24 protein-coding genes are annotated in these 19,159 nt (G+C 45.2%); 22 read left to right on the top strand and 2 right to left on the bottom strand.

What is annotated here, in order from left to right; translation table 11 throughout:
- Positions 1 to 7: 7 nt before the first annotated feature.
- Complete coding sequence (locus JMN17_RS08845; protein WP_087992705.1) at positions 8 to 370, bottom strand: UPF0715 family protein; 363 nt, start codon at positions 368 to 370, stop codon at positions 8 to 10.
- Between the two features lie 140 nt (positions 371 to 510).
- Between JMN17_RS08845 and spoIIR the strand changes: the two genes are divergently transcribed.
- From spoIIR to JMN17_RS08935, 18 genes are all read left to right on the top strand, one after another.
- Positions 511 to 1,188 carry a stage II sporulation protein R gene (spoIIR, locus tag JMN17_RS08850; RefSeq protein ID WP_087992704.1) on the top strand — a complete coding sequence of 226 codons (678 nt, stop codon included), beginning with the start codon at positions 511 to 513 and terminating at the stop codon, positions 1,186 to 1,188.
- Positions 1,189 to 1,254: 66 nt separating this feature from the next.
- Positions 1,255 to 1,698: a GNAT family N-acetyltransferase gene (locus JMN17_RS08855; protein WP_087992810.1), complete on the top strand. Its 444-nt coding sequence runs from the start codon at positions 1,255 to 1,257 to the stop codon at positions 1,696 to 1,698.
- 157 nt (positions 1,699 to 1,855) lie between these two features.
- Complete coding sequence (locus JMN17_RS08860; protein WP_087992703.1) at positions 1,856 to 2,896, top strand: L-threonylcarbamoyladenylate synthase; 1,041 nt, start codon at positions 1,856 to 1,858, stop codon at positions 2,894 to 2,896.
- A 78-nt stretch (positions 2,897 to 2,974) separates the two neighbouring features.
- The gene (locus JMN17_RS08865) at positions 2,975 to 3,532 is read left to right on the top strand and encodes a manganese efflux pump MntP (protein ID WP_202327923.1); all 558 of its coding nucleotides are present in this window, start codon (positions 2,975 to 2,977) and stop codon (positions 3,530 to 3,532) included.
- A gap of 74 nt (positions 3,533 to 3,606) precedes the next feature.
- Positions 3,607 to 4,059 (top strand): low molecular weight protein arginine phosphatase, encoded by a 453-nt coding sequence (locus JMN17_RS08870; protein ID WP_087992701.1) that lies wholly within the window; start codon positions 3,607 to 3,609, stop codon positions 4,057 to 4,059.
- 156 nt (positions 4,060 to 4,215) lie between these two features.
- Positions 4,216 to 4,665: a ribose 5-phosphate isomerase B gene (rpiB, locus tag JMN17_RS08875; protein ID WP_087992700.1), complete on the top strand. Its 450-nt coding sequence runs from the start codon at positions 4,216 to 4,218 to the stop codon at positions 4,663 to 4,665.
- Between the two features lie 12 nt (positions 4,666 to 4,677).
- Positions 4,678 to 5,220 carry a TIGR01440 family protein gene (locus JMN17_RS08880; RefSeq protein ID WP_087992699.1) on the top strand — a complete coding sequence of 181 codons (543 nt, stop codon included), beginning with the start codon at positions 4,678 to 4,680 and terminating at the stop codon, positions 5,218 to 5,220.
- A 207-nt stretch (positions 5,221 to 5,427) separates the two neighbouring features.
- On the top strand, positions 5,428 to 6,675 hold the full coding sequence (gene glyA, locus JMN17_RS08885; RefSeq protein ID WP_087992698.1) for a serine hydroxymethyltransferase: 1,248 nt from the start codon (positions 5,428 to 5,430) through the stop codon (positions 6,673 to 6,675).
- A gap of 134 nt (positions 6,676 to 6,809) precedes the next feature.
- Entirely contained in the window at positions 6,810 to 7,439 is a 630-nt protein-coding gene (gene upp, locus JMN17_RS08890) for a uracil phosphoribosyltransferase (protein WP_087992697.1), read from the top strand.
- A 415-nt stretch (positions 7,440 to 7,854) separates the two neighbouring features.
- Positions 7,855 to 8,238 (top strand): ATP synthase subunit I, encoded by a 384-nt coding sequence (gene atpI, locus JMN17_RS08895; protein WP_148962516.1) that lies wholly within the window; start codon positions 7,855 to 7,857, stop codon positions 8,236 to 8,238.
- 7 nt (positions 8,239 to 8,245) lie between these two features.
- Positions 8,246 to 8,980, top strand: coding sequence for a F0F1 ATP synthase subunit A (gene atpB, locus JMN17_RS08900; RefSeq protein WP_019716028.1), 735 nt, complete (start codon positions 8,246 to 8,248; stop codon positions 8,978 to 8,980).
- Positions 8,981 to 9,025: 45 nt separating this feature from the next.
- Positions 9,026 to 9,238 (top strand): F0F1 ATP synthase subunit C, encoded by a 213-nt coding sequence (gene atpE, locus JMN17_RS08905; RefSeq protein ID WP_003151167.1) that lies wholly within the window; start codon positions 9,026 to 9,028, stop codon positions 9,236 to 9,238.
- Positions 9,239 to 9,400: 162 nt separating this feature from the next.
- Positions 9,401 to 9,913: a F0F1 ATP synthase subunit B gene (gene atpF, locus JMN17_RS08910; RefSeq protein ID WP_003221894.1), complete on the top strand. Its 513-nt coding sequence runs from the start codon at positions 9,401 to 9,403 to the stop codon at positions 9,911 to 9,913.
- The gene (locus tag JMN17_RS08915; protein ID WP_087992695.1) at positions 9,910 to 10,455 is read left to right on the top strand and encodes a F0F1 ATP synthase subunit delta; all 546 of its coding nucleotides are present in this window, start codon (positions 9,910 to 9,912) and stop codon (positions 10,453 to 10,455) included. The genes atpF and JMN17_RS08915 overlap by 4 nt, the downstream gene beginning before the upstream one ends.
- A gap of 16 nt (positions 10,456 to 10,471) precedes the next feature.
- Positions 10,472 to 11,980, top strand: a complete 1,509-nt coding sequence (gene atpA, locus JMN17_RS08920; protein WP_010328920.1) for a F0F1 ATP synthase subunit alpha — start codon at positions 10,472 to 10,474, stop codon at positions 11,978 to 11,980.
- 76 nt (positions 11,981 to 12,056) lie between these two features.
- Positions 12,057 to 12,920 carry an ATP synthase F1 subunit gamma gene (atpG, locus tag JMN17_RS08925; protein WP_087992694.1) on the top strand — a complete coding sequence of 288 codons (864 nt, stop codon included), beginning with the start codon at positions 12,057 to 12,059 and terminating at the stop codon, positions 12,918 to 12,920.
- 25 nt (positions 12,921 to 12,945) lie between these two features.
- Positions 12,946 to 14,364 carry a F0F1 ATP synthase subunit beta gene (atpD, locus tag JMN17_RS08930; RefSeq protein ID WP_010328918.1) on the top strand — a complete coding sequence of 473 codons (1,419 nt, stop codon included), beginning with the start codon at positions 12,946 to 12,948 and terminating at the stop codon, positions 14,362 to 14,364.
- Between the two features lie 23 nt (positions 14,365 to 14,387).
- Positions 14,388 to 14,786 (top strand): F0F1 ATP synthase subunit epsilon, encoded by a 399-nt coding sequence (locus JMN17_RS08935; protein ID WP_087992693.1) that lies wholly within the window; start codon positions 14,388 to 14,390, stop codon positions 14,784 to 14,786.
- A 32-nt stretch (positions 14,787 to 14,818) separates the two neighbouring features.
- Here JMN17_RS08935 and JMN17_RS08940 read toward each other — a convergent pair whose 3' ends face one another.
- Positions 14,819 to 15,292 carry a hypothetical protein gene (locus tag JMN17_RS08940; protein WP_087992692.1) on the bottom strand — a complete coding sequence of 158 codons (474 nt, stop codon included), beginning with the start codon at positions 15,290 to 15,292 and terminating at the stop codon, positions 14,819 to 14,821.
- Positions 15,293 to 15,469: 177 nt separating this feature from the next.
- Between JMN17_RS08940 and JMN17_RS08945 the strand changes: the two genes are divergently transcribed.
- The 4 genes from JMN17_RS08945 (at position 15,470) to spoIID (ending at position 19,144) form a co-directional block, all read left to right on the top strand.
- Entirely contained in the window at positions 15,470 to 15,700 is a 231-nt protein-coding gene (locus JMN17_RS08945) for a DUF1146 family protein (protein WP_003227691.1), read from the top strand.
- A gap of 133 nt (positions 15,701 to 15,833) precedes the next feature.
- A complete protein-coding gene (locus tag JMN17_RS08950) occupies positions 15,834 to 16,574 on the top strand; it encodes a YwmB family TATA-box binding protein (RefSeq protein ID WP_087992691.1) in 741 nt (246 codons plus the stop codon).
- Between the two features lie 33 nt (positions 16,575 to 16,607).
- Positions 16,608 to 17,918: a UDP-N-acetylglucosamine 1-carboxyvinyltransferase gene (murA, locus tag JMN17_RS08955; RefSeq protein WP_087992690.1), complete on the top strand. Its 1,311-nt coding sequence runs from the start codon at positions 16,608 to 16,610 to the stop codon at positions 17,916 to 17,918.
- A gap of 194 nt (positions 17,919 to 18,112) precedes the next feature.
- Positions 18,113 to 19,144 carry a stage II sporulation protein D gene (spoIID, locus tag JMN17_RS08960; RefSeq protein ID WP_087992689.1) on the top strand — a complete coding sequence of 344 codons (1,032 nt, stop codon included), beginning with the start codon at positions 18,113 to 18,115 and terminating at the stop codon, positions 19,142 to 19,144.
- Positions 19,145 to 19,159 lie beyond the last annotated feature (15 nt).

A 19,159-nucleotide genomic window follows, 5' to 3' on the forward strand; every position in this document is an offset into this window, starting at 1 on the left:
AAGCCCCCTAGGCTTCCTTTTTTTGCAGTAACACAGAATCCCATATCCAATAGACAAGAGCTGTTAATACAGCGAAAAGATAGAAGGCTTTATTTTGAAACAGGGATTGTCCCGAAGGCTGCAGCAAGCCGAAAATAATCGCGTTGGCAACAATAGACGCGGCAAAGTAATACAGCAGATACAAAGGGTTGAACCGCTTCGGCTTTTTATTCATCATGAACTGAAGCGGAAGTGCGAATATCAAATAAGGAAATAGAAAATAAAATGCCATCGTTACGAGAGCGGCAATGATAAATGAATGAATATAAATCATCGAATAAAGAACCGACATCGTGAATGCTGATAACAGCACTGTATAATTATATTTCATCTTAAACCTCCTAAAACACTATCGTACCATAAATAAGATTAACAGCTTGCTAGATTTTTTTCACCCTGCACGTTTACCCCAGGCTCTCCTTGTCCATAATAGGGCTAGAAACAAAGCACGGAGAGGAACGGTGGGGACCGATGAAAAAAACAGTAATCATTTGTATATATATCTTTCTTTTATTATCCGGTGCGCTTGTAGGGCTGGCAAAAGAAGAGACGGCACAGCAATCAGAAAATCAGCCGGTGGTCATTCCGGACGAGGCGATCCGCCTGAGAATATTGGCAAACAGCGATAGGGATCAGGACCAGCAATTAAAACGGCATATCAGAGACGCGGTCAATAAAGAAATCACGACTTGGGTAGAGGATATTACTTCTATAGAAGAAGCGCGGCGTGTGATTCGCTCAAAGCTGCCCGAAATCAAAGAAATTGCAAAGGAAACAATGGAGAAAGAAGGAGCGAACCAGTCGATTTCCGTTGATTTTGACAAAATCTCATTTCCGACAAAGCTTTATGGCAACATGGTATATCCTGCTGGTGAATATGAAGCGATTCTGATTACGCTTGGAAACGGCGACGGCGCCAATTGGTGGTGTGTGCTGTTCCCGCCGCTCTGTTTTCTCGATTTTTCTAACGGGGAAGCCGTAAAAGAACAAGAAGATAAAGAAGCTTCAAAAAAGCAGACTGAAAAAGTGCTTGAGGACGTAACCGCTAAAGCGGAAAAAGCCACAAAAGAAGAGAAAGAAGAGAAGGAAGACGGCGGCACAGAAGTGAAATTCTTTTTAGTCGAATGGATTTCCGGCCTTTTTTCCTAATCACCTGGTCTAAAAATAGATTTGCCTCATAGATTGGAAGAAAGAATGCAAAAACGGGGTGAACGGATGTTTTATCAACTGCGGGTGGCAAGGGAAAAAGACGGAGACGTGCTCGAGGAATTTTTAAAACAGGCGAAAACCAATCATGAAGGCGTGAAAGAAGGCTTCACCCAGTTTCTGATGCTGGAGGACAGTGAGAAAAACATTGCCGGCTGTCTCGGAATTGAAAAAATAAGCTGTGACCAAGGGCTGCTGCGATCACTTGTGATATCGGACAAGCTTCACCAAGGCCATATGGTGACGCTCTTTCAGAGTATGGAGCTGCTGTGTGAAAAGCATCAGATCAAAACAGTATATTTAATTGCGAATCAGCATTCTTCTGCCGATTTCCTGACGGCTATGGGGTTTGAACCAGCTGAAAGTGTACCTGAAGAGCTGTTTTCTTCCGACCATTTCCGTGAATCCCGGCAAACAGAAGGGGCTGTCTTGATGAAAAAAGCGTCTGGATAAATGTGATTTATACACATACTTATCCACTTCTTCATTAGCGTTGTCCACAATTTGTGGATAACGCTTGTTTTATTACAGGACATCTTTTATACTTTCAAAAGGATTACACGCGTAAAACAATCGTTTTATTGTTGTGAATAAGGAGTTTGGTCAGAAAATGAAAACGAAAAGATGGTTTGTGGACGCAACTGACGAGTTATCCACAAATGATCCACAAATTGCACAAGCAGCCGCTTTGCTCCGGGAAAATGAGGTCGTTGCGTTCCCGACAGAAACGGTATACGGCCTCGGCGCAAATGCGAAAGACACAGATGCTGTCAAAAAAATATATGAAGCAAAAGGGCGTCCAAGTGATAATCCCCTGATTGTCCACATTGCGGACATCAGCCAGCTAGACGATTTAACAGGACCGGCGCCAGAAAAGGCGAAAACACTGATGAACCGGTTTTGGCCGGGGGCACTTACGCTCATCCTGCCTTGCAAACCTAGTGCGCTCTCACCTCGTGTAACGGCAGGGCTTGAAACGGTTGCCATTAGGATGCCGGATCATCCGCTTGCCCTTGCATTGATTCGCGCGTCGGGGTTGCCGATTGCGGCACCGAGCGCCAATCTGTCAGGTAAGCCAAGTCCGACAAAGGCCGAGCATGTGGCTCACGACTTGGATGGCCGCATAGCTGGAATGATGGACGGAGGCCCTACCGGGATTGGGGTCGAATCGACCGTCCTTTCATGTGAGGGAGACATCCCCGTTCTCCTGCGCCCGGGCGGCATTACGAAAGAACAAATTGAAGCGGAGATTGGACCGATCCTTGTGGATAAAGGGCTCAGTGATCAAAATGAGAAGCCGATTTCTCCAGGGATGAAATATACACATTATGCGCCGACAGCGCCGCTTGCCATTTGCGAAGGCAGCCCTGAGCGCATTCAGCACCTCATTCAAGAATATCAACAGGACGGAAGACGAGTCGGTGTCCTGACGACAGAAGAAAATGCGGACGTGTATTCCGCTGATTACGTGAAGAGCTGCGGCAGACGGGCTCAGCTTGAGACTGTTGCGGCAGGGCTGTATGATGCTTTACGCAGCTTTGATGAGAAGAAGGTGGATTTTATTATCGCGGAATCCTTTCCGGACACGGGCGTCGGACTCGCCATTATGAACAGGCTGATGAAAGCCGCTGGAGGAAAAGTGATTCGCTGAACGCAGTCAGATGTTCTAACCCTTTTTGGACACGCATAGGCTAAAAAAGCGGGGCGTGTCCAAGGGGGTTATTCATGTATGTCGGATTTGTTTATAGGCGAACTGATTACATTAAGCATCATGGCGTTTGCTTTAGGGATGGATGCTTTTTCTGTCGGTCTCGGAATGGGCATGATCAAACTCACAAAAAAGCAGATATTCTATATTGGTTTCATCATCGGCCTCTTTCACGTCATCATGCCTCTCGGAGGGATGGCGGCCGGTAACATGCTGTCAGGGCTCCTCGGCGTGTTAGCGGTTTATATCGGGGGGGCGCTGCTTTTTGTTCTTGGTGTTCAAATGCTTATGTCTTCTTTTAAACAGTCAGAAGAACGACTCATGTCGCCGGCAGGACCGGGCTTATTGCTGTTTGCCGTCGGCGTCAGCCTTGACAGCTTCTCCGTCGGCTTGAGCTTGGGGATATACGGCTCGCATCCGCTCCTCACAATTACCCTGTTCGGGCTGTTCAGCATGATGTTGACATGGCTGGGCCTGCTGATCGGAAAACAAGTACAGTCGTGGCTTGGCACATACAGTGAAGCGCTCGGGGGCATCATATTAATCGCATTCGGTCTAAAGCTGCTTTTGCCAATTTAATATACCAATAAAAGAAACGAAGTCGCCGTTTCTTTTTTCTTCATATATAATAGAGAAAATAAGGGGTGACTGACATGAACATTATTTTTGTCTGTACTGGAAATACGTGCCGCAGCCCCATGGCTGAGGCGCTTTTTAAATCAATTGCAGAAACGGAAGGGCTGAATGTCAGTGTCCGCTCGGCAGGTGTGTTTGCTTCGCCTAATGGGAGAGCGACGCCTCATGCTGTCGAAGCGCTGTTTGAAAAACACATTGCCCTTAATCATTTGTCTTCTCCATTGACTGAAGAACATATGATATCGGCTGATTTGGTTCTGGCTATGACCCAGCAGCACAAACAGATCATTGCCAGCCAATTCGGACGTTATCGTGATAAAGTGTTTACGCTAAAAGAATATGTCACAGACAGCCGCGGGGATGTCATCGATCCGTTCGGCGGCACAATTGATATCTATAAACAAACGAGAGATGAGCTTGAAGAGCTTCTTCAGCAGCTGGCAAAACAACTGAAAAAAGACGGCAGGTAAGTTGTCAGAAAATCTGCAAACAGGTCATTTGCAAATCCTTCGTGAAGGAGTAGAATATAGTGAAAAGCACATCATATGGTGTGAATCTAAGAGCGGACAGGCTGCGCGGTCAACAAAGCGGGCGGGCCGCATCACACACACTGGGAGGAAAAGCTGATGAAAGTAGCCATAGCATCGGATCATGGCGGCGTTCACATTCGAAATGAAATCAAAGAGTTAATGGACGAATTGCAAATTGAATATATTGATATGGGCTGTGACTGCGGAAGCGGATCTGTCGATTATCCGGATTATGCTTTCCCGGTGGCCGAAAAAGTGGTTAGCGGCGAAGTTGACAGAGGCATTTTAATTTGCGGGACAGGCATCGGTATGAGTATTTCCGCTAATAAGGTCAAAGGCATTCGCTGCGCGCTGGCGCACGATACATTCAGCGCACAGGCAACGAGAGAGCATAATGACACAAACATCCTCGCGATGGGTGAACGGGTCATCGGCCCCGGTTTGGCGCGTGAAATCGCGAAAATCTGGCTGACCACTGAGTTTACCGGCGGAAGACATCAAACCCGTATTGGAAAAATCTCAGATTATGAAGGGAAAAACCTGTAGGGGTGCTGTTCAATGAATGAGATCAAGCAAACGTGGAATACGATGTTGTCTGAGTTTCAGGAACAAGCGGGATTGAAACAGGATCAGTTCTTTGTTCTTGGATGCAGCACGAGCGAAGTGGCCGGCAGCCGGATCGGAACATCGGGCAGTACAGACATCGCCGAAAGCATCTACAGCGGACTTGCCGAGCTTAAGGGAAAAACGGGAATCCATCTCGCGTTTCAATGCTGTGAGCATTTGAACAGAGCGCTTGTCGTCGAGGAAGAAACGGCCCGGCTGTTCAGGCTTCCAACTGTTTCTGCCGTACCCGTTTCAAAAGCGGGCGGGGCGATGGCTGCTTATGCGTTTAAGCAGATGAAGTCTCCTGTTCTTGTCGAAACCATTCAGGCTGATGCCGGAATCGACATCGGCGATACGTTTATCGGCATGCATCTGAAGCCGGTAGCTGTACCTGTGCGTGTGTCTCAAAACAGTCTCGGGGCAGCACATGTGACATTAGCGCGTACGCGGCCGAAACTAATCGGCGGAATGCGGGCGGTTTATGAATGTGAATGAAAGGACTGCGTGGCCAGTCTTTTCTTTTATTTTTAAGGCGGTGAAATAAATCCCGAACTTTAATTTAAATTTAAGTTATCAATATTCGTTTTTACCAATAAAAATTTTGATTTTTTTAAAATAATCTTTTACATCGGCCTAAAAAACCATGTACAATAGTGATGGTAAAAACAAAGAACAGGATACGGATAGGAGAGGATCTCGCTGATGAAACATTTACCTGCGCAAGACGAACAAGTGTTTAACGCCATTAAAAATGAGCGTGAACGCCAACAGACTAAGATCGAATTGATTGCTTCTGAGAACTTTGTAAGTGAAGCGGTTATGGAAGCACAAGGATCTGTTTTGACAAATAAATACGCTGAAGGATATCCGGGCAAACGCTACTACGGCGGATGTGAGCACGTTGATGTCGTTGAAGATATCGCTCGTGACCGCGCGAAGGAGATCTTTGGAGCGGAGCATGTAAACGTTCAGCCGCATTCAGGCGCACAAGCAAACATGGCAGTGTACTTCACCATTTTGGAGCAAGGCGATACTGTACTTGGGATGAACCTCTCCCATGGCGGCCATTTAACACACGGAAGTCCAGTCAACTTCAGCGGTGTTCAATATAACTTTGTTGAGTACGGCGTAGATAAAGAAACTCAATATATTGATTACGATGACGTGCGTGAAAAAGCCCTTGCTCATAAGCCGAAGCTTATCGTAGCAGGAGCAAGTGCGTATCCTCGTACAATCGACTTTAAGAAATTCCGTGAAATTGCTGATGAAGTCGGCGCTTACTTCATGGTGGATATGGCGCATATCGCAGGACTTGTTGCGGCAGGCCTTCATCCAAACCCGGTTCCTTACGCTGATTTCGTTACAACAACAACACATAAAACACTTCGCGGACCTCGCGGCGGTATGATCCTTTGCCGTGAAGAGTTCGGCAAGAAAATTGATAAATCGATCTTCCCTGGAATTCAAGGCGGCCCGCTGATGCACGTTATTGCCGCAAAAGCTGTTTCATTCGGCGAAGTATTGCAGGACGATTTCAAAACATATGCACAAAACGTCATTTCAAATGCAAAACGTCTGGCTGAAGCGTTAACGAAAGAGGGCATCCAGCTTGTGTCAGGCGGAACTGACAACCACCTGATCCTTGTTGACCTTCGTTCTCTCGGACTGACAGGTAAGGTTGCGGAGCACGTGCTTGATGAAATCGGTATTACGTCTAACAAAAACGCGATTCCATACGATCCGGAAAAACCTTTCGTGACAAGCGGTATCCGTCTTGGTACAGCTGCTGTGACAAGCCGCGGTTTTGACGGAGATGCATTGGATGAAGTCGGTTCCATCATTGCGCTTGCATTGAAGAACCACGAAGATGAAGGAAAACTCGAAGAAGCAAGACAGCGTATAGCTGCTCTGACTGATCAATTTCCTTTATATAAAGAATTAGATTACTAAGATCCTAAAAACCCGCTCGGCTTATGGCCGGCGGGTTTTTTGACGATGTTCTTGAAACTCAATGTCTTTTTTTGTAGAATCAATAGAAGTGTGTAATTGTTGATGGGACAATAAAAAAGGAGCTGAAACACAGTATGGGAAAGGTTTATGTATTTGATCATCCTTTAATTCAGCATAAGCTGACATATATACGGAATGAAAATACAGGTACGAAAGATTTTAGAGAGCTTGTAGACGAAGTAGCCACTCTTATGGCGTTTGAAATTACCCGCGATCTTCCTTTAGAAGAAGTGGATATCAATACACCGGTTCAGGCTGCGAAATCGAAAGTCATCTCAGGAAAAAAACTTGGAGTGGTTCCTATCCTCAGAGCGGGATTGGGAATGGTTGACGGCATTTTAAAGCTGATTCCTGCAGCGAAAGTGGGACATGTCGGCCTGTACCGTGATCCTGAAACCTTAAAACCCGTGGAATACTATGTCAAGCTTCCTTCTGACGTGGAAGAGCGTGAATTCATCGTGGTTGACCCGATGCTGGCTACAGGCGGCTCTGCTGTAGAAGCGATTCACAGCCTCAAAAAACGCGGTGCGAAAAATATCCGTTTCATGTGCCTTGTAGCGGCGCCGGAGGGTGTGGAAGAATTGCAGAAGCATCATGCGGACGTGGATATTTACATCGCGGCGCTTGATGAAAAATTAAATGAAAAAGGTTATATCGTTCCAGGTCTCGGAGACGCGGGAGACCGTATGTTTGGAACAAAATAAAAGGAATCCCGAAAGGGGTTTCCTTTTTTTATCCAGTTTTTTGCTATTCGGTCAATTTGTATACAATTATAGGTGAAAATGTGAACATTCTGTGGAGGCTCACAGTATAAAAAGTTTTTTAACTTTAAACAGATTGACACTTGTTAGGGGCTATTGTATGCTAAACGAGGGTATTATGAGAAGGTTTTCATAGCTTTCATTATAGTCCTCATCCTCAATATAAATCCTCTCAGTAAACCCGTATTATGAGGATTTATTTAAGCGAATGAAACAGCATCCTTGCAAGGCTTGCGGATGAATGATTTTTTCGAACAGGCCCGTTTTGTCGGTCAAAAAAGGTCTTCTACTAGGGTTAACCGCTGATTTTGCCGTATCTAAGAAATACATTATTTTTTCATCAGGAGACAGATAGTTGATGGACGATCCCAAGCTTACATTTAGCAGACAACGAAAATATCTATTATGCATTTTGGCAGTGTATGTACTGGGTTATGGTTTAACAGCGTATAAAACCGTTTTTTTAGGCCTTATTCTGGGAACTGTTTTCAGTTTGTTTAATTTGTTACTGCTCATCAGAAGAATGAACGCTTTTGACAGAGCTGTTGAGAAAGGAAAGTCCATACGATCTCTGGGGAGCGCAGCGCGGTGGTGCAATGCGATTCTTGCTGTGGCTGTCGCCTATAAATATCCCGAGCATTTTCATATGGCAAGTACAATTATTGGATTAATGACAATATATCCTGTCATTATGATAGATTCTATTATCCAGCTTAAACGTTCATCAATGGAAGAGAGGTGAAAACCCTTTGAATCATGAATACAGAACTATTGAATTTCTAGGTCTTACTTTTAATCTGACAAACATTCTGATGATTACTGTGGCGAGTGTGATTGTTTTATTGATTGCGATATTAACGACAAGAACGCTTTCGATTCGTCCCGGAAAAGCCCAGAATTTTATGGAATGGGTTGTGGATTTCGTCCGCAATATTATCGGCAGTACAATGGATTTGAAAACAGGGGCTAACTTCTTGGCACTTGGTGTCACATTGCTGATGTACATATTTGTGTCGAATATGCTGGGGCTGCCGTTCTCTATTACAATCGGACATGAGCTCTGGTGGAAATCTCCGACAGCCGACCCTGCCATTACATTAACGCTAGCCGTGATGGTTGTCGCTTTAACCCACTACTATGGTGTGAAGATGAAAGGGCTCAAGGAATATTCCAAAGACTATTTAAGACCTGTTCCACTCATGTTCCCGATGAAAATTATCGAAGAGTTTGCGAATACGCTGACTCTCGGATTGCGGCTTTATGGTAACATCTTCGCCGGTGAGATTCTTCTCGGCCTGCTTGCGGGTTTAGCGACAAGCCATTATTCGCAAAGCGTGGCTCTCGGTCTTGTCGGTACAATCGGCGCTATTCTGCCGATGCTGGCATGGCAAGCATTCAGTTTATTTATAGGTGCCATCCAAGCGTTTATCTTTACAATGCTCACGATGGTGTACATGTCTCATAAAATCAGTCATGATCATTAAAACATTATATCCAAACGGATAACATTTAAAAGGAGGAACTTTTTCATGAATTTAATAGCAGCTGCAATTGCAATTGGTTTAGGCGCACTTGGTGCAGGTATTGGTAACGGTTTGATTGTTTCACGTACGGTAGAGGGGATTGCCCGTCAGCCGGAAGCAGGTAAAGAACTTAGAACTCTTATGTTCATGGGTATCGCATTAGTTGAAGCCCTTCCAATTATCGCTGTCGTTATCGCATTCTTAGCGTTCTTTGGCTAAGCATAAAAGCCTTATATGAACTAAAAATGGCGAAGATCATTCCAAGAGAACCTTCGCCATTGCTTTATGTCTGATAAGCATCCCGCCTTGCCGGCTGAAAAGAGACAAGTGCGGCTGCTGGATCAGCAAAGAAAAACCTGCAGAAGGGAGTTGCCGTAGTAGATGTCTCAATTACCACTTGAACTAGGATTGTCGTTTAACGGCGGAGATATTCTGTTCCAACTGTTAGCTATGTTAATCTTATTAGCGCTTCTGAAGAAATACGCTTTAGGGCCGCTATTAAACATAATGAAACAGCGTGAAGACCACATCGCTGGAGAAATTACGTCTGCTGAAGAAAAAAATAAAGAAGCGCAGCAGCTGATTGAAGAGCAGCGCGTTCTTTTAAAAGAAGCAAGACAGGAATCCCAAACTCTTATCGAAAACGCAAAGAAACTGGGAGATAAGCAAAAAGAAGAGATTATTCAGGCTGCACGTGCAGAATCTGAACGTCTGAAAGAAGCAGCAAGAACTGAAATCGTGAAGGAGAAAGAACAGGCGGTTTCTGCTCTCCGTGAGCAAGTAGCGTCTCTATCTGTCATGATTGCGTCGAAAGTGATCGAAAAAGAACTGGATGAACAGGCTCAAGAGAAATTGATTCAGGACTATCTTAAAGAGGTAGGAGAAAGCCGATGAGTGGATCAGCTGTCTCTAAACGATATGCGTCAGCTCTTTTTGATATTGCCAATGAGTCCGCTCAGCTGAATCAAGTAGAAGAAGAGCTAATCGTTGTAAAAGAAGTATTCCAAAATGAAAAAGCGCTTAATGATGTGTTAAACCATCCGAAGGTGCCGGCTGCGAAGAAAAAAGAGTTGATTCAAAATGTATTTGGCTCTTTGTCACAGACCGTGCTCAATACGATTTTTCTTTTGATTGACCGCCATCGGGCAGCGATTGTGCCTGATCTCACAGATGAGTTTATCAAACTCGCAAATGAGGCCCGTCAAACAGAAGACGCAATCGTATATTCAGTGAAACCGCTGACGGATACGGAAATTTCATCATTATCACAAGTGTTTGCACAAAAAGCCGGAGTCGCTTCACTGAGAATCAAAAATGAAGTGCAGACGGATTTAATAGGCGGCATTAAAGTCCGCATTGGAAACCGGATTTTTGACGGCAGCGTAAGCGGAAAGCTTCAGCGCATTGAACGTCAACTAGCCGGGGAAAATCGATAGAAGGGGTGAAACCTAAGTGAGCATCAAAGCTGAAGAGATTAGCACGCTGATAAAACAGCAAATACAAAATTATCAATCTGATATTGAAGTTCAAGACGTAGGTACAGTCATCCAAGTCGGTGACGGTATTGCGCGTGTGCACGGTCTTGACAACTGTATGGCCGGTGAACTTGTCGAATTTTCAAACGGCGTTCTGGGTATGGCCCAAAACCTTGAGGAATCAAACGTAGGTATCGTTATCTTAGGGCCTTTCAGTGAGATCCGTGAGGGAGACGAAGTAAAAAGAACAGGCCGCATCATGGAGGTTCCTGTCGGTGAGGAACTAATCGGCCGTATTGTGAACCCATTAGGTCAGCCGGTAGACGGACTTGGCCCGATCCTCACAAGCAAAACACGTCCGATCGAAAGCCCTGCACCAGGCGTTATGGACCGTAAATCCGTTCATGAACCGCTTCAAACGGGTATTAAAGCGATCGACGCACTGATCCCAATCGGCCGCGGCCAGCGTGAGCTGATCATCGGTGACCGTCAAACAGGTAAAACTTCTGTTGCGATCGACTCGATCCTGAACCAAAAAGACCAAGACATGATCTGCGTATACGTTGCGATCGGTCAAAAAGAATCAACAGTCCGCGGCGTAGTAGAAACATTGCGTAAGCACGGCGCGCTTGATTATACAATCGTTGTAACGGCGTCTGCGTCACAGCCGGCACCGCTTCTGTACCTGGCTCCGTATGCAGGGGTTACAATGGCAGAAGAATTTATGTACAACGGCAAGCACGTTCTTGTTGTATACGATGATCTTTCTAAACAAGCGGCTGCTTACCGTGAGCTGTCCTTGCTTCTACGCCGTCCGCCGGGCCGTGAAGCGTTCCCTGGGGATGTATTCTACCTTCATTCCCGCCTGCTTGAGCGTGCAGCAAAGCTTAGCGACGCGAAAGGCGCAGGATCAATTACAGCTCTGCCGTTCGTAGAAACACAAGCCGGAGATATCTCTGCCTATATTCCGACGAACGTTATCTCTATCACCGACGGACAAATCTTCCTGCAATCTGATTTGTTCTTCTCAGGCGTACGTCCAGCGATCAACGCCGGATTGTCTGTATCCCGTGTCGGCGGTTCAGCGCAAATCAAAGCGATGAAAAAAGTATCAGGAACGTTGCGTCTTGACCTTGCGTCATACCGTGAACTGGAAGCATTCGCTCAATTCGGATCTGACCTCGACCAAGCGACTCAGGCGAAACTGAACCGCGGTGCGCGTACAGTTGAAGTGCTGAAGCAGGACCTGAACAAGCCGCTTCCGGTTGAAAAGCAAGTAGCCATTCTTTATGCGCTGACAAAAGGACATCTTGATGATATTCCTGTAGCGGACATCAGACGTTTTGAAGAAGAGTACTACATGTACCTTGACCAAAACCATAAAGAACTGCTTGATGGAATTGCGAAAACAGGAAACCTTCCTGCTGATGAAGACTTCAAAGCTGCAATCGAAGGCTTCAAACGCACATTTGCACCAAGCAACTAACTCGAATGCTGATGAGAGAAAAAGGTTCTCTTTTTCTCTCTTTTTACGCAGATGAAGAGAAAAGGTGGTGAAATCTTTGGCCTCATTACGCGATATTAAGTCAAGGATCACGTCAACGAAAAAAACGAGCCAGATTACAAAAGCCATGCAGATGGTATCTGCGGCTAAGCTGAATCGTGCTGAAAACAATGCAAAATCATTTGTGCCATATATGGATAAGATCCAAGAGGTTGTGTCAAACGTCGGAAGAGTTTCCGGCAACGTGAAGCATCCGATGCTTCTCAGCAGAGAAGTGAAAAAGACAGCATACCTAGTCATTACGTCTGACCGCGGCCTTGCCGGCGCTTTTAACAGTTCGGTTTTACGAAGTGCTTATCAGGCCATGCAAGAACGTCATCAGTCTAAGGATGAGTACGCGGTGATCGTCATCGGAAGAGTGGGCCGTGATTTCTTTAAGAAACGTGAGATTCCGATCATTTCCGAGTTAACAGGGCTTGGAGATGAAGTAACGTTTACACAAATTAAGGATCTTGCCCGACAAACGATCCAAATGTTTACAGATGGTGCGTATGATGAATTGCACCTTGTTTATAACCATTTTGTCAGCGCCATTTCTCAAGAAGTAACGGAGAAAAAACTTCTGCCGTTATCTGATTTGGGCAGCGGCGGCGGTAAAAGAACGGCGTCTTATGAATTTGAACCGTCTGAAGAGGAGGTTCTGGAGGTTTTGCTTCCTCAATACGCGGAAAGCTTAATTTTCGGTGCGCTTCTTGACAGTAAAGCAAGTGAGCACGCTGCAAGAATGACGGCGATGAAAAACGCGACAGACAACGCGAAGGAACTTATCGATTCACTTTCGCTTTCTTACAACCGCGCTCGCCAAGCAGCCATCACACAAGAAATTACGGAAATTGTCGGCGGAGCAGCCGCTTTAGAATAGAAAGATTTTGTCAGGAGGGATAGCGATGAAGAAAGGACGCGTTAGCCAGGTATTAGGGCCGGTCGTCGACGTGCGTTTTGAAGACGGTCACTTGCCTGAAATTTATAATGCGATTAAAGTTTCACAGCCAGCAAGTGAAAACGAAGTAGGTATTGATTTAACGCTTGAGGTCGCTCTTCATTTAGGCGATGATACAGTCCGTACAATCGCAATGGCATCTACGGACGGTGTTCAGCGCGGAATGGAAGCTATTGATACAGGAGCGCCAATCTCAGTACCAGTTGGTGATGTAACACTCGGCCGTGTATTTAACGTACTCGGAGAAAATATTGATTTGAATGAGCCGCTTTCCGCGGATGCGAAAAAGGATCCGATTCACAGACAGGCGCCTTCGTTTGATCAGCTTTCAACAGAAGTTGAAATTCTTGAAACAGGTATTAAAGTTGTTGACTTGCTTGCTCCATACATCAAGGGCGGTAAGATCGGTTTGTTCGGCGGTGCCGGTGTAGGTAAAACCGTATTAATCCAGGAATTAATCAACAACATCGCGCAAGAGCACGGCGGTATCTCTGTATTCGCCGGTGTAGGGGAGCGTACTCGTGAAGGGAACGACCTGTTCTACGAAATGAGCGACTCTGGCGTAATCAACAAAACAGCCATGGTATTCGGCCAAATGAACGAGCCGCCGGGCGCCCGTATGCGTGTTGCTTTGACAGGCCTTACAATGGCTGAGCACTTCCGTGATGAACAAGGACAGGACGTACTGTTCTTCATCGATAACATTTTCCGTTTCACACAAGCGGGTTCCGAGGTTTCAGCCCTTCTTGGCCGTATGCCTTCAGCGGTTGGTTATCAGCCGACGCTTGCGACTGAAATGGGTCAGCTTCAAGAGCGTATCACGTCTACAAACGTTGGATCAGTTACATCTATCCAGGCGATCTACGTGCCTGCCGATGATTACACTGACCCGGCGCCGGCAACAACGTTCGCTCACTTGGATGCGACAACAAACCTTGAGCGTAAGTTAACAGAAATGGGTATTTACCCCGCGGTTGATCCGTTGGCTTCTACATCACGCGCCCTTGCTCCTGAAATTGTCGGAGAAGAGCATTATGCAGTTGCCCGTGAAGTGCAATCAACGCTTCAGCGTTACAAAGAGCTTCAAGATATCATTGCGATTCTCGGTATGGATGAATTGAGTGATGAAGACAAGCTTGTCGTTCAACGCGCACGCCGCATTCAGTTCTTCCTTTCTCAAAACTTCCACGTGGCTGAACAGTTCACTGGACAAAAAGGTTCTTACGTGCCTGTAAAAGAAACGGTTCAAGGTTTCAAAGAAATCTTAGCCGGCAAATACGACCATCTTCCTGAAGATGCGTTCCGTCTTGTAGGCCGTATCGAAGAAGTTGTTGAGAAAGCAAAAGAAATGGGTGTAGAAGTTTAATCTGGTCCTAGGAGGGTAAAAGCATGAAGACCGTTAAAGTCAATATCGTTACTCCCGACGGCCCAGTATACGATGCGGATATTGAAATGGTGAGTGTGAGAGCCGAAAGCGGCGATCTCGGTATTTTGCCAGGTCATATTCCAACCGTGGCTCCTCTTAAAATTGGCGCTGTCCGTCTGAAAAAAGACGGACAGACTGAATTGGTTGCTGTCAGCGGCGGGTTTGTAGAAGTCCGTCCTGATCATGTGACCATCCTTGCCCAAACTGCGGAGACAGCGGAAGGCATCGATAAAGAGCGCGCTGAAGCTGCACGCCAGCGGGCGCAGGAGCGTTTGAATTCTCAATCAGGTGATACTGACATTCGTCGGGCTGAGTTTGCGTTACAGCGGGCTTTGAACAGATTGGATGTAGCAGGGAAATAGAAAAAATCCTTCTCTTTATGAGAAGGATTTTTTTATGACCGCATAAGAGAATCAAACAGCGAAAGCAGCGGCTGACTCTCTTTTTGCCGCAAGTATAAACGATCACAGCAATTCACGGTATGCCATGATTTACGATGTCTTCTGAAACCCATTGTATAAGCGCCGTCTGTGTATGGGTAAGGCTTTACGATCCATTCCGCATCTTCATGATGGGCAATCACGCAATCTATAAGATACACACTGATCATTTTCTCGAATTCTTCAATAGGAAGATTCCAATCAGCAAGCAAAAGCTCTTGTATACTTTGAAAATAAAGGTTTTCAAGCTCTTCAAGGCTTTCTCTCGTATAGGTAAGAGAAATGTTATAAAACTGACACAATTCATTCAGTTCTTCAATCTGTGACTGTCTATAATCATAATAGAATGCAATTGCTTCCCATTCCTGTTCAAAAATTGGCAAATCCTCACCGTATTGCTTTTCAGGCTGAAAAAAAGAATGATTCACGTTTGCCAGCTCCTTTCCAACAAAGTATACCATGTAAGAGAATCGTACTTTAAGCGGGGATTAACCCTAGATTTGGCTGATTATTCCGTTCTGTATAAAAGGTATCATCTTTATCTGTGCTTCTTATATAATAAGAAAGGGTAAAAACGCGGATAAAGGATGAAAGGAGTGGAATAGATGAGTGTATTGGGACAGCAGGCTGCAATCGGCATTGTCGTTCACTTGATTTTTATAGCGGTGACTTGGTGGGCACTGCAAGCCGTCAATATCGATCCGTTAATCAAAAAAGGCAAAGTTGTGCAAGCTAGACTCCTGATGATTTTGCTGACAATCGCTATTGGAACGGCCGTTGCAAATTTCTTTTTAGATTACCTCAATTATTCACAGCAGCTTCCCTATCTATTTTAATAGGTTTTGAACATCATAATCACGGGAATGGTTGGGGAAGGGGTATAAGCGAATAGCTCGAGTTTTGACGAAGATTTTTACGTATGGCGCCTCTCGCCTCCGGTAAAACTGGGGATAAGGGGGAGAGATGAATATGTACAAAAAACAAGTAAGCCGCGCCATTATCATTTCCGTGATGTTAAGCTTCGTCATAGCTTTTTTTCATACCATTCATGCGAGTGAGTTAACGCCGTTAGCGCAAATCGCTGAGGGGATGAAACGCCAAGATGTGTTAATAGATAAATGGACATTGCATGCCAAACAAAACATGTCGCTGACCGAAAAAGAATTTTATCAAAAAGTGCAACGTTTAAAAACAAAATATCGTCAATATGATTGGGTACTTGCACAGGAAGATAAGGTCGTAAAGGCAATGGGCACATATACTGACAAAAAAAATCGCACTTCTTTTAGGCTGCAGCTTGTCACAACCCTCAAAAAACACAACCCAACTTCGTATTTATTATATGAGCAAATGAGTCTTGAGACACCGAATAGCTGGAATGATACATATGAACAGTTTGAACGTGAGTCACTCGGGATATTCCAAGAAAAAGTAGTTATTTTTACTTGTCTAAATGGTCATTTAGATGATAATATGAGTATTGTTTTGCAAAAAAAAGCAAATCAGTTATTAAATGAATTTCAAGCAAGAACTGTAGAACATGTAGTTGAGCCAAATTTCGTTTCTATTTCTGCGTTTACAGATGAGTGGAAAGAGTCCATCATGACCTCAAAACATAAAATGAATTTGCAAATTGCACTTAGAAGTGCAGGAATGGGCGGAAAACATACCGTTACGGTTGGCACACCAATCGTTACGACTGAATATTAATATAGAGAATTTAGGGACGCGGAGGGGAATACCTTGGAAAAAATCATCGTCCGCGGCGGTCAAAAGTTAAACGGCACAGTCAAAGTTGAAGGCGCTAAAAATGCCGTTTTACCTGTTATCGCTGCATCTTTATTAGCAAGTGAAGAAAAAAGCGTAATTTGTGATGTACCTACGCTCTCCGATGTATATACAATTAACGAAGTGTTGCGTCATTTAGGAGCAGATGTGCATTTTGAAAATAATGAAGTGACTGTAAATGCTTCATACGCTTTGCAAACTGAAGCACCTTTTGAATATGTTCGTAAAATGCGTGCGTCCGTGCTTGTTATGGGGCCGCTTCTTGCGCGTACAGGTCATGCAAGAGTTGCGCTTCCGGGCGGATGCGCAATTGGTTCCAGACCGATCGATCAGCATTTAAAAGGTTTTGAAGCAATGGGCGCAGAAATCAAAGTCGGCAACGGCTTCATCGAAGCTGAAGTAAACGGCCGTCTGCAAGGCGCAAAAATCTATCTGGACTTCCCAAGTGTAGGAGCTACAGAGAATCTGATTATGGCAGCCGCTCTGGCTGATGGAACAACAACGCTAGAGAACGTGGCGAAAGAACCCGAAATCGTTGATTTAGCAAACTATATCAACGGCATGGGCGGAAAAATCCGCGGAGCTGGCACCGGCACCATCAAAATTGAAGGTGTCGAAAAGCTTTACGGCGTAAAACACCATATTATTCCTGACCGCATTGAAGCGGGCACATTTATGGTTGCTGCTGCAATCACTGAAGGAAACGTATTAGTTAAAGGAGCGGTTCCTGAACACCTCACCTCTTTAATTGCAAAAATGGAAGAGATGGGTGTAACGATTAAGGATGAAGGTGAAGGCCTGCGTGTCATCGGCCCGAAAGAACTCAAACCGATTGACATTAAAACGATGCCTCATCCGGGCTTCCCGACTGATATGCAGTCACAAATGATGGCGCTTCTGCTTCGTGCAAGCGGCACAAGCATGATTACAGAAACTGTTTTTGAAAACCGTTTTATGCATGCGGAAGAATTCCGCCGTATGAATGGTGATATCAAGATTGAAGGACGTTCTGTCATCATTAACGGTCCTGTACAGCTTCAGGGAGCTGAAGTTGCAGCGACTGACTTGCGTGCAGGTGCAGCGCTGATTCTTGCGGGGTTAGTGGCTGAAGGTCATACGCGTGTTACTGAATTGAAGCACTTAGACCGCGGTTACGTTGATTTCCATAAGAAGCTTGAAGGTATTGGCGCAGACATCGAACGTGTAAATGATGAGTCTGCTTCTGAGCAAGAGAACAAAGAAGTCGTTTCTGACTTAAACGCATAAACTTACCTAAAAACCAGTATGTCACTTTGGCATACTGGTTTTTTATTTTCGTGTATTATCATCATTATGCGCAAAATAGCAAAAAAGAATACGTAAATGACAAATAAAGTTTCTGTCCAAAACGAGGGTCATATTAGCTTGTCCCTGCCCATAGACTAGACTAGAGTCGAATTCCGAGCAGGAGGCAGCTGAATATGAAACAATTCGTAATCACACTATCTGTACTATGTGCATTGATTCTCTTGGTTCCCACACTCTTGGTCATACCATTCCAGCATAACAAAGAGGCGGGGGCCAGTGTAGAATCAGGAAAGACAGCAGTCAGCACGAAATCGGCATCAAAAGGAGCGGAAACGTTGAAAGCATCGCCTGTTTCTATTCCCGTCTATCGAACCGCAAATCAATCCGTAGAAAACATTCCGCTTGAAGAGTATGTGATTGGAGTCGTCGCCTCCGAAATGCCGGCAACCTTTGAATCTGAAGCGCTGAAAGCTCAGGCTCTCGCCGCCAGAACGTTTATTGTCAGACTGATGGTCTCAAATTCAGCGGTAGAGGCTCCTAAAGGCTCACTGGTGGATGATACACAGATGTTTCAGGTGTATAAAAGCAAAGCGGAGCTGAAAAAACAGTGGGGCGCGAGCTACGAGCGGGATTTGAAGAAAATCACAGATGCGGTTGCCAGCACGCAAGGCAAAATCCTAACGTACAACAACCAGCCGATTGAAGCCTCCTTTTTCTCCACAAGCAACGGCTACACAGAAAATGCTGAAGCCTATTGGACAAGTGCCATACCATATTTAAAAAGCGTCAAAAGCGCTTGGGATAAAAAGTCTCCGAAATATAAGGCAACGAAAACCTTTACAGCCTCAGAATTTGAACAAAAGCTTGGCGTCAAGCTGGATGGGTCTGGCACAGTCGGACAGATTACCGGAGAAACACCGGGCCGCCAGGTCGCAACGGCCGTTATTAACGGCAAGACGCTGAAAGGAAGAGACATACGCGAAAAACTGGGCCTCAATTCAGCCGATTTTGAATGGAAGCGAAGCGGAGACTCGATTACAGTCACGACGAGAGGATTTGGCCACGGTGTCGGGATGAGCCAATATGGCGCGAATTTTATGGCGAAAGAAGGAAAAACGGTTGATGACATTGTGAAGTACTATTACCAAGGTACACAAATTTCTGAAGCAGATTCGTTTTTGAATAAATATATGGCGAAGAAGTAGAAAAAGACGCTCATT

The organism is Bacillus sp. RHFS10, assembly GCF_016757475.1.
In the GTDB taxonomy this organism is placed as follows: Bacteria; Bacillota; Bacilli; order Bacillales; family Bacillaceae; genus Bacillus; species Bacillus subtilis_G.

Coding starts and splice junctions, on each gene's coding strand:
- JMN17_RS08945 (WP_003227691.1), top strand. CDS start 15,470: ATGAGTGTATTGGGACAGCAGGCTGCAATCGGCATTGTCGTTCACTTG.
- spoIID (WP_087992689.1), top strand. CDS start 18,113: ATGAAACAATTCGTAATCACACTATCTGTACTATGTGCATTGATTCTC.
- JMN17_RS08860 (WP_087992703.1), top strand. CDS start 1,856: ATGAAAACGAAAAGATGGTTTGTGGACGCAACTGACGAGTTATCCACA.
- atpD (WP_010328918.1), top strand. CDS start 12,946: ATGAAGAAAGGACGCGTTAGCCAGGTATTAGGGCCGGTCGTCGACGTG.
- upp (WP_087992697.1), top strand. CDS start 6,810: ATGGGAAAGGTTTATGTATTTGATCATCCTTTAATTCAGCATAAGCTG.
- JMN17_RS08950 (WP_087992691.1), top strand. CDS start 15,834: ATGTACAAAAAACAAGTAAGCCGCGCCATTATCATTTCCGTGATGTTA.
- JMN17_RS08865 (WP_202327923.1), top strand. CDS start 2,975: ATGTCGGATTTGTTTATAGGCGAACTGATTACATTAAGCATCATGGCG.
- atpE (WP_003151167.1), top strand. CDS start 9,026: ATGAATTTAATAGCAGCTGCAATTGCAATTGGTTTAGGCGCACTTGGT.
- atpF (WP_003221894.1), top strand. CDS start 9,401: ATGTCTCAATTACCACTTGAACTAGGATTGTCGTTTAACGGCGGAGAT.
- glyA (WP_087992698.1), top strand. CDS start 5,428: ATGAAACATTTACCTGCGCAAGACGAACAAGTGTTTAACGCCATTAAA.
- JMN17_RS08855 (WP_087992810.1), top strand. CDS start 1,255: ATGTTTTATCAACTGCGGGTGGCAAGGGAAAAAGACGGAGACGTGCTC.
- JMN17_RS08845 (WP_087992705.1), bottom strand. CDS start 370: ATGAAATATAATTATACAGTGCTGTTATCAGCATTCACGATGTCGGTT.
- spoIIR (WP_087992704.1), top strand. CDS start 511: ATGAAAAAAACAGTAATCATTTGTATATATATCTTTCTTTTATTATCC.
- JMN17_RS08935 (WP_087992693.1), top strand. CDS start 14,388: ATGAAGACCGTTAAAGTCAATATCGTTACTCCCGACGGCCCAGTATAC.
- atpI (WP_148962516.1), top strand. CDS start 7,855: ATGGACGATCCCAAGCTTACATTTAGCAGACAACGAAAATATCTATTA.
- JMN17_RS08870 (WP_087992701.1), top strand. CDS start 3,607: ATGAACATTATTTTTGTCTGTACTGGAAATACGTGCCGCAGCCCCATG.
- JMN17_RS08915 (WP_087992695.1), top strand. CDS start 9,910: ATGAGTGGATCAGCTGTCTCTAAACGATATGCGTCAGCTCTTTTTGAT.
- JMN17_RS08880 (WP_087992699.1), top strand. CDS start 4,678: ATGAATGAGATCAAGCAAACGTGGAATACGATGTTGTCTGAGTTTCAG.
- rpiB (WP_087992700.1), top strand. CDS start 4,216: ATGAAAGTAGCCATAGCATCGGATCATGGCGGCGTTCACATTCGAAAT.